The 12,903-nt window shown below is 59.0% G+C and carries 10 protein-coding genes; 4 read left to right on the top strand and 6 right to left on the bottom strand.

Annotation, left to right across the window (positions count from 1 at the left end; all coding sequences use genetic code 11):
- Nucleotides 1-73: 73 nt before the first annotated feature.
- Nucleotides 74-1,201, bottom strand: a complete 1,128-nt coding sequence (locus JIO00_RS23485; protein WP_010457751.1) for an OpgC family protein — start codon at nt 1,199-1,201, stop codon at nt 74-76.
- Nucleotides 1,202-1,450: 249 nt separating this feature from the next.
- Here JIO00_RS23485 and JIO00_RS23480 point away from each other — a divergent pair, with 249 nt between their 5' ends.
- A complete protein-coding gene (locus JIO00_RS23480; protein WP_145308488.1) occupies nt 1,451-2,956 on the top strand; it encodes a glucosyltransferase domain-containing protein in 1,506 nt (501 codons plus the stop codon).
- Nucleotides 2,957-3,075: 119 nt separating this feature from the next.
- Nucleotides 3,076-3,450, top strand: coding sequence for a GtrA family protein (locus JIO00_RS23475; RefSeq protein WP_200666923.1), 375 nt, complete (start codon nt 3,076-3,078; stop codon nt 3,448-3,450).
- 50 nt (nt 3,451-3,500) lie between these two features.
- On the opposite strand, the gene JIO00_RS23470 is transcribed toward JIO00_RS23475, so the two are convergent.
- Entirely contained in the window at nt 3,501-5,120 is a 1,620-nt protein-coding gene (locus JIO00_RS23470; RefSeq protein WP_083375834.1) for an FMN-binding glutamate synthase family protein, read from the bottom strand.
- A gap of 177 nt (nt 5,121-5,297) precedes the next feature.
- A complete protein-coding gene (locus JIO00_RS23465) occupies nt 5,298-6,098 on the bottom strand; it encodes a helix-turn-helix transcriptional regulator (RefSeq protein WP_010457744.1) in 801 nt (266 codons plus the stop codon).
- Between the two features lie 124 nt (nt 6,099-6,222).
- Here JIO00_RS23465 and JIO00_RS23460 point away from each other — a divergent pair, with 124 nt between their 5' ends.
- Nucleotides 6,223-7,044: a carbon-nitrogen hydrolase family protein gene (locus tag JIO00_RS23460; RefSeq protein WP_200666921.1), complete on the top strand. Its 822-nt coding sequence runs from the start codon at nt 6,223-6,225 to the stop codon at nt 7,042-7,044.
- A gap of 223 nt (nt 7,045-7,267) precedes the next feature.
- On the top strand, nt 7,268-8,593 hold the full coding sequence (locus JIO00_RS23455; protein WP_010457740.1) for an APC family permease: 1,326 nt from the start codon (nt 7,268-7,270) through the stop codon (nt 8,591-8,593).
- Between the two features lie 126 nt (nt 8,594-8,719).
- Here the strand turns inward: JIO00_RS23455 and JIO00_RS23450 are convergent, their stop codons facing one another.
- From JIO00_RS23450 to JIO00_RS23440, 3 genes are read right to left on the bottom strand one after another with little or no spacing between them, the layout of a single operon-like run.
- On the bottom strand, nt 8,720-10,126 hold the full coding sequence (locus JIO00_RS23450; protein ID WP_010457738.1) for an ATP-binding protein: 1,407 nt from the start codon (nt 10,124-10,126) through the stop codon (nt 8,720-8,722).
- Entirely contained in the window at nt 10,123-11,934 is a 1,812-nt protein-coding gene (locus JIO00_RS23445; protein ID WP_010457736.1) for a DAHL domain-containing protein, read from the bottom strand. Before JIO00_RS23445 ends, JIO00_RS23450 begins: the two co-directional genes overlap by 4 nt.
- Complete coding sequence (locus tag JIO00_RS23440; RefSeq protein WP_102594179.1) at nt 11,931-12,890, bottom strand: cytochrome-c peroxidase; 960 nt, start codon at nt 12,888-12,890, stop codon at nt 11,931-11,933. The genes JIO00_RS23445 and JIO00_RS23440 overlap by 4 nt, the downstream gene beginning before the upstream one ends.
- Nucleotides 12,891-12,903: the final 13 nt, after the last annotated feature.

Genomic DNA, 12,903 nt, shown 5'->3' with positions numbered 1-12,903 from the left:
CCGGGGCCTTTTTATTGGCTGACGAAATCTCCGGTGGCGAGCGAGCTGGCTCGCCACAAAGGCGCGGAGTTTCTTAATGGACGGCGACCGGTTGAATCGGTGCGGTCAGGCGCTTGTTGAAATCCAGCCAAACCCCCAACAACCCCATCAATCCTGCACCCACCAGCGCGGTGAAGATTTGCATGGCAAACGCATCGTCGGTCAGGGCATTGATCATGTCTGCCAGCGGCGCGAGCAACACCCCGAGGCAGAACACTTCCAGCGAATAACGGCCCATGCGACTGCATTGCCGGGCCAGCCAGTTCTGCGTCCAGCCAGTGTCCGGCAACAGTTTCGCCGTGACATACGCCAGCGCCAGGAAGTGCAGCAGTCGCACCGGCGACAGGTCGGTCTTGCTGATCGGGTACAACAGATTGCTCAGGCTGGTCGGTACCATCGCATCATGCAGTTGCGGCCACCGCCACAATACGGTCAGTACACCGGCGACGCCTGCGTATAACGCCGCACTCACAAACAATGGCTGGCGCAGCAACGGGCGCCTGTCGGGCAAGCGTGGGCGCTGCGTGTGAATCGCAGCGGCACCGCCGAGTACGAACAACAGTTGCCAGGCGACGGGGTTGAAATACCACACGCCGTCCTTGATGGCCGCCAGATTCCAGCCGAACAACGGCACCGTCAGGTACACCGCAAACGACATCGCCACCACCACCCATGGTTTGCGCACAAATATCGGCAGCACCAGCGGCAAACCGGCCAGCAGCACGATGTAGAGCGGCAATGGGTCCATCAGGTTCGGTTTGAAGCGCAACAGCAACTCATCGATCAAGGCTTGCTGCGGATTGCTGATGAAGTGGTGCATGCCCATCTCCTCCACCAGATCTCGGGTCTCCACATGGCTGTTGGCGAAGAACACGATGCCCATCAGCATTGCCAGCAGGAAAATATGCACCACATACAGCACCCAGGCGCGGCGCAGGATTTTCACGCAGGCAATCAGGTAACCGTCGCGGGCCAGGATCTTGCCGTAGGCCAGGACCGCCGCGTAACCGGCGAGAAACACGAAGACTTCGGCGGCATCGCTGAAGCCGACGTTACGCAGAGTGATTTGACCCAGCGGGTTGTGGGGCACGTGATCCCAGAAAATGAAGATCAGCGCCAGGCCTCGGAAAAAGTCGATCCGGTGATCGCGTTCAGTCGTCATGGCTGCGGGCTCTGGAACGGGGTTTGAAGGAGGAGCGCCGGCGACACAAAAGGTTGCGCGCTGCACATTGGCGGCGCGCAGGGTGCAGGGATTCGGCGGCAATTGCAAAGTGTGGATATTACGGAGTGTCTCTGTGCATCGCCGAGGCGACAACCGCCTGTCTAAAAGACACGCAGGTCGGCGATCTCTGACGACCGTCGAGGTTCAAAGCTTTATTGATTGAAGGCGGAATTCCCTTGAGGCGCCGGCATGCAGATCAGCGAATGGCTCGACAAAGAACTCACCGGCCGCCAAGTCTGGTTGTTGTTTCTTTTCGCGACGCTGGTGTACATCCTGCCGCTGATCCTCGCGGATTATCCCTACATCGATGACAACTGGCGTGCGCTGGCCGCGGGTACCGGCTGGGCGGAGGACGGCCGGCTGTTCGCGCAGTGGTTCTACAACCTGCTGACCTTCAGCGGCGCCGCGCCGAACATCTTCCCGCTGCCGCTGTTGATCGCCACGCTGGCGATGAGCTGGGCCCTGACCCGGCTGACGTTTCACTATTTCCCCGAACCGACGTTCGCCCATTGCCTGGTGGTGCTGCCGCTTTGGTACAACCCGTTCTTCCTGCAAAACCTGTCGTACCAATACGACGGACCGAGCATGGCGCTCAGCCTGGTGGCGGTGATCTACGCGATCACCTTCCAAAGCCCTTCTCGCGTTCAGCACCTGCTGATACCGGCCGCGCTGATCGCCTTGGCCATCGGGCTTTATCAGGTCAGCTTTAATGTGTTTCTCGGTCTGTGTTGTATGGAGTTGCTGCGGCGCACGGACGACCCATTGGCATGGCCTGCTTGGTGGCGATTGATCGGCTGCAAAGTTGTACAGGTGGGTCTGGCAGGGTTGATCTATTACGCCACCGCCTATTCCTTCATGACTCAGAAGCGCACCTCATTGTTGAACGGGGCAGCGGCGCCGTTGCAGCAAATTGAAACCAGCGCGGGCTGGGTGCTGGAAAAAATCGTGCTGCTGTTCCATGGCGGCTTTGCCTGGGTATTCGCCGCGCTGTTGCTGTGCGCCCTGTTCGGTGCCGTGCGCGTGGGACAGCGCGTGCTGGAGCGTGCCGGTACTGGGCTGAACAAAACCGTGATCGGCCTGCTGTGCCTGTTGATCTTGCCCGTCCTGATGGTGCTGGTGCCGGGCGTCTCATTGTTTTTCCGCGACTTCAATGAAGGCGCCCGCACCTTGATGGGCTTTGCTGTCGTGCTCGTATTGCTGTTCTACCTGAGCCATCTGGCGCTGGCGTCGGTGCACGGAAAGCTGCCGCTGCTGTTGCTGGTTCCATTGTTGGCGATGCTTTCGCTTTCCTTCGCGTATGGACGGGTGCTGACGTTACAAAAAACCTTCGCGACGAATGCGCTGTACGCCTTGAGTGCCGACATTGCTTCGCGCCCGGCGTTGCGCGAAGCCAAGCGCATTTATATGTCGGTGACGTACTCCGATCACTGGCTGGTGGGGGCCGCCGGGTCGTTCAAGCAGATGCCGGTTTTGCATTACTTGTTAAACATCGATTTCTACATGCTCGCGGAAAATCTGCCGAAAACAGGCATCACTAATGTGGTCAGGGAAAAGGAACGGCGTAACGCGACGCTGGTGGGTTATCAGGGGTATCCACCGCTGGTGGACAGTCTGTTTTATCGGATTTATCTGCTGGGGGACTACGGCTTTATTGTCATGAAAGAACCCGCCCGGGTCCGCTCTCTCCAGTGGTGAACCCCGTGACCATTGGTCTGGAATGTCGCGCTACCTGTTAGTTCTTACAGTAGACGCGCACCTGTCCTCGACTTTAGGTTTGAACGGCGCCTGAAACGGGAATGGGTCAAGGATCGGACATGAAAGCTTTATGGAAAGAATTTTCTATCTACGCAGTCATTGGAGTGGCCAATACGCTTATCCATTGGCAGCTATTTTATGTACTGACCACTGCGGCCGAGCTTAGTCAGGCCGTCAGTAATTTTTCGGCGTTTTGTGTGGCCGCGACGTTCTCATTCTATGTGCATGCGCTCTACACGTTTGAGGCCGGGGGGTCGGTACTTCGTTATCTGCTGTATGTGTTTTTCATGGGGGGCATGAGTTTCGTTGTCGGACATTACGCTGATGTCTGGAAAATCCACGGGCTGATGACCGTAGGGTCGTTCTCGCTGTTGAGTCTGGTTTGCGGGTTTTTCTTCTCGAGATTTGTCCTGTATGGCGAGCGCGAAGCGTGAACGTGTCGCTGATGCCAGCCTGTCCGTAAGGCTGGCATGCAGAGCGATCTTTACGCAGCAACCACCTCATTAGGCTCAAAACTATCCGCCCGCGCCATCTGCCACATCCGCGAGTAAAACTCGCCATTCACCTCGCCGGTGAGCAATTCCCCCGGCTTCAAGAACACATGTAACTGCGAGAACAGCTTGATCTCGGTCGCCGACATACGTCGCACCAAGTGCTTGGCTGACAACTGTGAAGGATGATCGAGGCCGGCGGCCGCGAGCATTTCCGCCAGGGCCTTGAGTGTGTTGCGGTGGAAGTTGTAGACCCGCTGGGCCTTGTCCGGGACCACCAGTGCACGCTGGCGCAGGGTGTCTTGAGTGGCGACGCCGGTCGGGCATTTGTTGGTGTGGCAGCTTTGCGACTGGATGCAGCCGATGGCGAACATGAAGCCACGCGCCGAGTTGGCCCAGTCGGCACCGATGGCCAGGACGCTGGCGATGTCGAAGGCACTGACGATCTTGCCGCTGGCACCGAGTTTGATTTTGTCCCGCAGGTTCAGGCCCACCAGCGTGTTGTGCACGAACAGCAGGCCTTCGCGCATCGGCACGCCGATGTGGTCTGTGAACTCTACGGGCGCGGCGCCGGTGCCGCCTTCTTTGCCGTCGACCACGATGAAGTCCGGAAGGATGCCGGTTTCCAGCATGGCCTTGGCGATGCCCATGAATTCCCACGGGTGACCGAGGCAGAACTTGAAGCCCACCGGTTTGCCGCCGGACAATTCACGCAACTGCTGGATGAAGTGCATCAGTTCGATCGGCGTGGAAAACGCACTGTGCCGCGACGGCGAGATGCAATCTTCGCCCATCAGGATGCCGCGGGTTTCGGCGATTTCCTTGGTGACTTTGTGCTTGGGCAGGATGCCGCCATGCCCGGGTTTGGCCCCTTGCGACATCTTGATTTCGATCATGCGCACTTGCGGCGTTTGCGCCTGGGCGGCGAAGCGTTCCGGGTCGAAGCGGCCATCGGCAGTGCGACAGCCGAAGTAGCCGCTGCCCAGTTCCCAGGTCAGGTCGCCGCCGTTTTCCCGGTGATACGCACTGATGCTGCCTTCGCCGGTGTCATGGGCGAAGTTGCCGAGTTTGGCGCCCTGATTCAACGCGCGAATGGCGTTGGCACTGAGCGAGCCGAAACTCATGGCCGAGATGTTGAACACAGAGGCCGAGTACGGCTGGGTGCACTGTGGGCCACCGACGATGACGCGGAAATTGCTCGGATCGCTCAACGGCGCAGGGCGCATCGAGTGGCCGATGAATTCGAAACCCGATTGGTACACATCGATCAGCGTGCCGAAGGGTTTGTCAGCGCTTTCATTCTTGGCCCGGGAATAGACCAGCGAGCGCTGGGCCCGGGAGAAGGGCAGGGCGTCGCTGTCGGATTCGAGCAGGTACTGGCGGATCTCCGGGCGAATGCCCTCCACCAGATAGCGAATATTGCCCAGGATCGGGTAGTTGCGCCGCACTGCGTGAGGGCTTTGCAGCAGATCGAACAGGCCCACCAGACTCAGGACGCCCGTCACGGCGGTGATTGGCCAGAGCCAGTCGTGTTCCAGGAAGGGCAGGCTGGCGAGGGTGAAAATCACACAGGCAGCAAAGAAGGCGTAGCGGCTCAGGAGTGACAGGCTCATACGGGTTCCTTGGTTCGGACTCAATAATTTCAACGCAGCAGGTGCATGGATACACACAGATCCCTGTGGGAGTGAGCCTGCTCGCGATTACGGTGGTTCAGTCGACATCAATGCTGAATGAAAGACCGCAATCGCGAGCAGGCTCGCTCCCACAGTAAAAAGCACTCCGCGTTGCAATCAGGCGTTTTGCGCCTGGAGAAATATCGAAAACAGCTCGGACTGGGATTTGATCCCCAGCTTGCTGTACATGTGTTTCTTGTGGACTTTCACGGTTTCAACAGAGATTTCCAGCTTACGGGCGATTTCTTTACTGGAGCAACCGCTGAGCATCAAGCGCCCGACATCCAGTTCCCGGGCGGTCAGTTGCGCGCCCTTGAGTTGTTGCACCGAGGCTTCCAGCTGCACGCGCCAATCGCCCTGGATCGGTGCTGGCGCGAGGGCCACGGCCTCGTTGATTTCGTAGGGCAGGCGCTGGCGCAACAGGCCGAGCACCCAAGGCTGGATCAGCGACAGCAAGGCAATCTGCTGGCCGCTGAAACGCTGCTTGCTGCCCAATGACAGGCACAGCGTGCGGTCCCCTTCGAGTTGGCAATTGAACTGGATTTCGTCGGCCACCACATTCAGACGAAAGTATCGTTGGTAATACTCGGTCAGCTCGAAGTGCTCCGGCGCCACTTCCGACAGGCGATAGAGGCCGGTGCGCGATTGCTCGCGGCAGGCGATGTAGAACGGATCAAGCAGATAGAGCCCGCGCAGGTAATCCTGAAACAGCTGATCAGGGCTGCCGTCCTCGCCCGGGCATTCGGCGAACACCTGCGGGTGCTGGTCCGCGCTGAAAAGCAGCGCCACCCAGCTGTCGAAGGTCACGTACTGATCCAGCAGGCGCACCAGCTGCGTCCAGAAGTTGGGCTTGTCGAGGGCGTCGATCAGTTGCCCGACCGAGCGGTGCCACGCGATGTCGTCTAACGAAAGTGTCATGCCTCTACCCCTATCGGGTTACCCCAGCGGCGTGATTCCCCGGCCGGTGGCTTGCTGCGCATACTGGCGCACAGACACAGACCGGGCAATCTTTCTGCCGCTCGGCCCAAAACAAGGAATACCCATGAAAGTCGAACTCGCCCAGTTGGCGGGCCGTGACAACGGCACAGCGTACAACCTCGAACGCGCCCTGACGGCCATCGCTGCCTGCCACGCGGATACGCAACTGATCGTCTTCCCGGAAACCCACCTGATGGGCTTTCCGACTGCCGACACCGTGGCCCAGACCGCCGAACCGCTGGACGGGCCGACGGTCAGCGCCGTCGTGGCGGCCGCCCGCGAACGCAACATCGCCGTGGTGATCGGCATGGCGGAGAACGACAACGGCCGCTTCTACAACACCACGCTGCTGATTACCCCCGAAGGCATCGCCCTGAAATACCGCAAGACGCACCTGTGGGCGTCGGATCGCGGCGTGTTCGAGGCGGGCGACCGTTACGCCACTTGCGAGTGGAACGGCGTGCGGGTCGGTCTGCTGATCTGCTACGACATCGAATTCCCGGAAACTGCCCGCGCCCTGGCGCAACTGGGCGCCGAATTACTGATCGTCACCAACGGCAACATGGACCCTTACGGCCCCACTCATCGCACCGCGATCATGGCCCGGGCCCAGGAAAACCAGGCCTTTGCGCTGATGGTCAATCGGGTCAAAGAGAGTGATGACGGATTGGTGTTTGCCGGTGGCAGTGCGCTGGTGGATCCGCTCGGCACCCTGTTGTTCGAGGCCGGACGCGATGAAGGGCAGTTTGCGGTTGAGCTGGATTTCAGCCGGCTGGAGGCGGCACGCAAGGATTACCGGTACCTGGATGACCAGCGGCTGAAGTTGCCGGGTGAGATTGTCGAGCAGGCTTCTGGTGTGCGGGAGTTGCTGATTCCTTCGCGCTGATCCGGATGTTGCATTGCTCCGAGTGGCCCTTTCGCGAGCAGGCTCGCTCCCACATTGAGTTTGTGTCCACTGCAGATCCCCTGTGGGAGCGAGCCTGCTCGCGAAGAGGTCCTGACAGACAACACACCTGTTTGACCGATCACCCAAAACAACAACGAAACACCCGAAATTTAGCGCCGAACTCGGCTCTGCCATAAATCTAATAAATTCGGAGTAGTCGCTCATGGCTCGTTTGCAACGCACCCTGTCATTGGGTTCGGTGGTGCTGTTCGGCATCGCCTACATGACGCCGATCATTGTGCTCGGCACCTTTGGCATTCTCGCTCAATCCACCGCCGGCATGGTCCCGGCCGCGTATCTGGCGGCGTTGGTGGCGATGTTTTTCACCGCGATGAGCTACGGCCGAATGGCCTCGGCATTCCCCGTCGCCGGTTCCGCCTACAGCTATGTCCGCAAGGCCATCAGCCCGAAGCTGGGGTTCATCGCCGGTTGGGCGGTGCTGCTCGACTATCTGTTCCTGCCGATGGCGATCTGGCTGATCGGTGCGGCCTACCTCAATTCCGCTTTCCCGGCCGTGCCGCAGTGGATCTGGGTGCTGGCGTTCATCGGCATCACCAGCGCGATCAACATCGTCGGCCTGAAACTGGCCAACGGCATCAATGCCTTGCTGATGCTGGTGCAGTTCCTGGTGCTGATCGCCTTCGTCGCGCTGTGCATCCACTACGTCGGGGGCGATGCGAGCACGCCGTTGTGGTCGATCAAGCCGTTCTTCAACGGCGACATGCAGATGCCGCTGATCATGAGTGGCGCGGCCATCGCCTGTTACTCGTTCCTCGGGTTCGACGCGGTCAGCACCCTGACCGAAGAAACCCGCGACCCACGCCGCACCATCCCGCGGGCGATCATGTTGATTACCCTGATCGGCGGCCTGATCTTCGTCAGCGTCTCGTACTTCGTGCAGATCGCCCATCCCTCGTTCCAGTTCGACAGCGTCGACTCGGCCGCTTATGAAATCGCCCGCAACATCGGTGGCGACCTGTTCGTGACGATCTTCCTGATCGGCCTGATCGTCGGCCAGTTCGCCTCGGGCCTGTCGGCTCAGGCCAGTGGTTCGCGTTTGTTGTTCGCCATGGGCCGCGACGGCGTGCTGCCTAAATCATTTTTCGGCAGCTTGCATGAGCGCTTTGGCACACCGGTCAACAGCATCCTGTTGTGCGCCGTGGTCGCGTTGCTGGCGCTGAAACTGGACGTCACCACCTCGACCTCGTTCATCAACTTCGGTGCGTTCCTGGCGTTCAGTCTGGTGAATTTGTCGGTGATCTTTCATTACTGGATCGGCGGTGCAAACAAAGGCCTGCGCGAGTTCGTGCTGTTCCTGTTATTCCCGTTCATTGGCCTGGCGGCAGATTTGTGGCTGATGGTTAGCCTCGATCACCTGGCGATCTACCTGGGCCTGAGCTGGCTGGCGATTGGCGTGGTGTACCTGGCGGTGCTGACCGGTGGCTTCCGCCGCCAGCCACCGGAGATGGATTTCCAGGAAGCCACCTGACCTCGGATCCCTGCAAAACCCCCTGTAGGAGTGAGCCTGCTCGCGATAGGGCCATGTCAGTCAACATCAAGGGCGACTGACATACCGCCATCGCGAGTAGGCTCACTCCTGCATTTATTACGGAGTTCAGGTGGCTGAGTGTGTCTGGTGCACGGGCAGTTCGACTCGGAACGTGCTGCCCACGCCCACTTCACTGCGCACCGAAATATCCCCCCGGTGCTTCTTGACGATGCCATAGGACAAGGACAACCCAAGCCCTGTCCCCTGGCCCACCGGTTTGGTGGTGAAGAACGGATCAAAGATTTTCTGCAGGCTGTCCGGCGCGATACCGGAGCCGGTGTCGGCCACCTCAATCCACACCCGTTCACCCTCAAACCCGGTGCGCAGGGTGATGGTGCCCCGCTGTGGGCCCATCGCCTGGGACGCGTTGACGATCAGGTTCATGATCACTTGGTTGATTTGCGATGGCAGGCACTCGATGTCGGGCAATGGCTGATACTCCTTCAGCACATCGGCCTTGTACTTGAGTTCATTGGCGACGATGTTCAAGGTCGATTCGATGCCCTGTTGCAGATTGGTCCACTGCCATTCCTGGTTGGAATCCACCCGGGAGAAGTCCTTCAGGTCCTTGACGATCTGCCCCACTCGGTTGATGCCCTCCTTGGATTCCTTGATCAGCAACGGAATGTCCTCGCGCAGAAATTCCAGCTCGATGCGTTCCCGTAACTGCCCAAGCCGCTCGATCACCTCATTTGAAGCAATCGCCTCTTCGGCCTCGCGATAGGCGTCGAGCATGTCCTGCAGTTGCTTGAAGTAGCCATCAAGACTGCCAAGGTTGGAAGAAATGAAGCCGATGGGGTTGTTGATTTCATGGGCAACGCCGGCCGCCAATTGCCCCAGGGACGCGAGTTTTTCCGATTGCACCAGTTGCGATTCAAGCTGTTTGCGCTCGTCGATTTCCCGCTGCAACGCCTCGCTGGCCTGTTTGAACTGCGTGGTGCGCTGGTCCACCAGATGCTCCAGATGGCTCATCTGCACGGAGGCGCGTTCGGTCATCTCCCATTTGGTCAGCAGGGTGTTGGCCATCTGCTGGACTTCGATGTTGTCGAACGGTTTTTTCAGGATCAGCAACCGATCATGGGCTTGCAGTCGGTCCAACAGCTCATCCCAGGAATAGTCGGAATACGCGGTACACACCACCACTTGCAGGTGCGGATCTTCCTGCCACAGATGTTCGATGGTTTGCGCGCCGTCCCAGCCTTCAGGCATGCGCATGTCGACGAACGCGAGGGCGTAGGGCCGGCTTTCCTGCAAGGCCTGAGTGAGTTTGCCCAGGCCTTCCTGGCCGCCATACGCCGAATCCAGTTCGAACAGGGCCGTGGTGGTTTTGATTTCACGGCCAAACAGCGTGGCTTCCATCTCGTCCAGTTCCAGGTGCTCCACCGGAACCGGGGTGAGGATCTTGCGAAAGTCGTCATGAATCGACGGTGTGTCGTCGATCAACAGAATGCGTCGGTTCGAATGCTCACTCATGCCTCCTCCGGGACGGTTTTCAGCGGAATCTGCAAGGTGAACTGCGCGCCCTTGCCGGGCCCGTCACTGTGGGCGCTGAGATGGCCGTTCATCTCTATCGCCGCGAGTGCGCAGCTGTGCAGACCAAAACCGTGGCCTTCCTTGCGGGTGGTAAAACCGTGGGCAAAGATGCGCGTCATGTTCTCCGGCGCGATGCCTTCGCCATCATCCTTGACGCTGATTTGCAGGGTGGAGTCTTCGACGATTTTCACCCCCAGGGTCATTTGTCGCGGACGATTGCTGAGGTCGGACATGGCGTATTTGGCATTGCTGATGAGGTTGATCAGGATCAGCAGCAACCGGTGTTTGTCGCCCATGACCTGCGGCACCTCGTTGTACTCCTTGACCACGGTGACGTGGTGCCGGGTCAGGGCACCGGAGTTCATGCGCAGGGCGTCTTCCAGCAGTTCACTGATGTGCAGCGGTTCCATCAGGCTGTTGGCGCCGGCGTAGGACTGCTGGGTGGCGACGATGTCCTTGATGTGGTCGACGCTTTTGGTCAGTTGGGCGAGTTCGTCGGTCATGCTTTGTTGTTCGAGCGCGATGGCGTCGACCAGTTGATTCAGATAGCCGGGCAGCAATTTGCCTTTCGCGTCCTGGGTCAGAAAGGCCCCGAGGTCGCCTTGATGCTCGTTAATCAGCTGCATCGCCTTGCCCAGCCCCTGAGCCTTGCTGCTGCGCAGTTTGCGGCTGACCAGGTCGGCGGAGATGTTCACGCTGTTGAGTACGTTGCCGACGTTGTGCAACACATTGGTGGCGATTTCCGCCATGCCGGCCTGGCGCGCGGTGTCCAGCAGTTCGCTCTGGGTATCCTTGAGTTCGCGGGTGCGTTCTTCGACCCGTTTTTCGAGGTCATCATTGGCGGTTTTCAGGGCCTTGTTGACGCGATTGATCACGGTGAAACTGCGCATCAAGTGAATCGCCAGGTACACCAGCAACAGCACCAGCAGCACCGAAAACACCAGCATGTAAAAGTGATAACGCTGGTCGACCGCATCGGTGCGCTGCTGATCGTTGTTCAGCAGATCGGTGATGCCGTCCAGCCGCTCGGCCACGGGAATCGCCTCGATGTTTTCCAGCAAGCGGTTGACCACCGGTTGCTCACGCAGAATGAGCTCAATATGGTTATTGAGCACATCCAGCGGACTGTGGAACTCCTCCGGCAGTCGCAGTTTGTTCACTTTCAGTTTGCTCAATCCCACCAGGATTTCGGCGGCCTTGTCGTCAGAGGTAACCATGGCGAACTCCATGGTGCTGAGTACCAGGTCATAGGTGTCGTTGGCGATGTTCTGCAGTTGCAGTTTGTCGCCGTCCTGCAACTGGGCGAGGGGTTCCTGAATGTCGTCTTCGGCGGTCGGCAGAAACGCCAGTGAGTTGCGCAACACAGCATTGTGGGACTTGAACTGCTCAACCAGCCGGATCTTTTCCTCGAAGGCGCTCAGGTACGCATCATGGCTGGTCAACCAGACGGGCGAGGTGTTGCGGCTGTGATTCGACGACATTGTGTCGAACCGTTCCCACAGGAGCGTCATCTCGGTCAGCGGTGTGACCAGCGGATCGTAGTTGTGGTTGATCGCAATCCTGGCCTTGAGGATTTCCGTTTCCCACTGCGCATTCAGCTGTTTCATCCGGGAAATCAGATCCCGGGATTCGGTGTAGGTCGACGTCTGATTGGAGTTGGATTTGAGGTACAGAAACAGCAGTGTCGAGGCCAGTATCAGGGCCATGATACCGAGGAGTGCCACACTGCGTCGGCGGGATATTTTCATAATGGTTTGCCCTCCCATTCACCGGTCAGGGTCTTGAGGAATTTGATGATCAGCACCTTGTCCTCGACAGAGGGGATGCGTCCCAGTTGAAATGAGAACATCACCTCCACGGCGTCTTCGAGGGTTTTGGCCGAGCCGTCGTGAAAGTACGGCGCGGTCACGGCGACGTTCCTCAGGCTCGGGACCTTGAACACGTAGCGGTCCTCTTCGTCCTTGGTCAGCAGGTAGCGGCCCAGGTCGGTGTCGGTCGGGTTGCCTCGTGTCTTGAAGTAATCGCCCATCACCCCGAATTTCTGGAACATGTTGCCGCCGATATTGATTCCCTGATGGCAGGCGATACAGCCGTAATCCTTGAAGCGTTGGTAACCGTATTTCTCCTCGCGGGTGAGAATGTCGGTGTCGCCCAGCAGGTATTGGTCGAAACGCGAGTTGGCACTGATCAACGTGCGCTCGTAGGTCGCCAGGGCGTTTTGCACATTGATCATGGTCACGCCATCCGGGTAGGCGTTGCCGAACGCGGTTCGATAAGCGGCGTCGGCGGACAGCGTCTGCACCACGTGTTCCCAGTTGCTGCCCATTTCACTGGGGCTTTGCACCACGGCGTGGACCTGGGTTTCCAGGGTGTCGGCGCGGCCGTTCCAGAATTGCCGGAAGTTCAGGCTGGCGTTAAACACGCTCGGAGTATTGACTGCCACTGGCTGGCCGTTGAAACCGATGGAAAACGCCTTGTTATCGGCGCCACCGCTTTCCAGGCGATGGCAACTGGCACACGAGAGGCTGCCGTTGACCGATAAACGTGGCTCGTTGAACAACTGGCGACCGAGTTCGACACGCAGAGGGTTTTGCTGCGGCACGGCCGGCAGCGGTTTGAGCGGTTCGTCCAGTGGCGCGCCGCTGGCCGTCAGACAGACTCCGAGCAGAGGCATCAAGAGCAAGCGGTAGAGAAATGGCGACATCCTGTAATTCCTT

This window comes from Pseudomonas sp. SW-3 (assembly GCF_016615645.1).
GTDB classification, from domain to species: domain Bacteria; phylum Pseudomonadota; class Gammaproteobacteria; order Pseudomonadales; family Pseudomonadaceae; genus Aquipseudomonas; species Aquipseudomonas mandelii.
The sequence above is the reverse complement of the archived record's forward strand: the minus strand, read 5'-3'. Positions and strand labels throughout refer to the sequence as shown.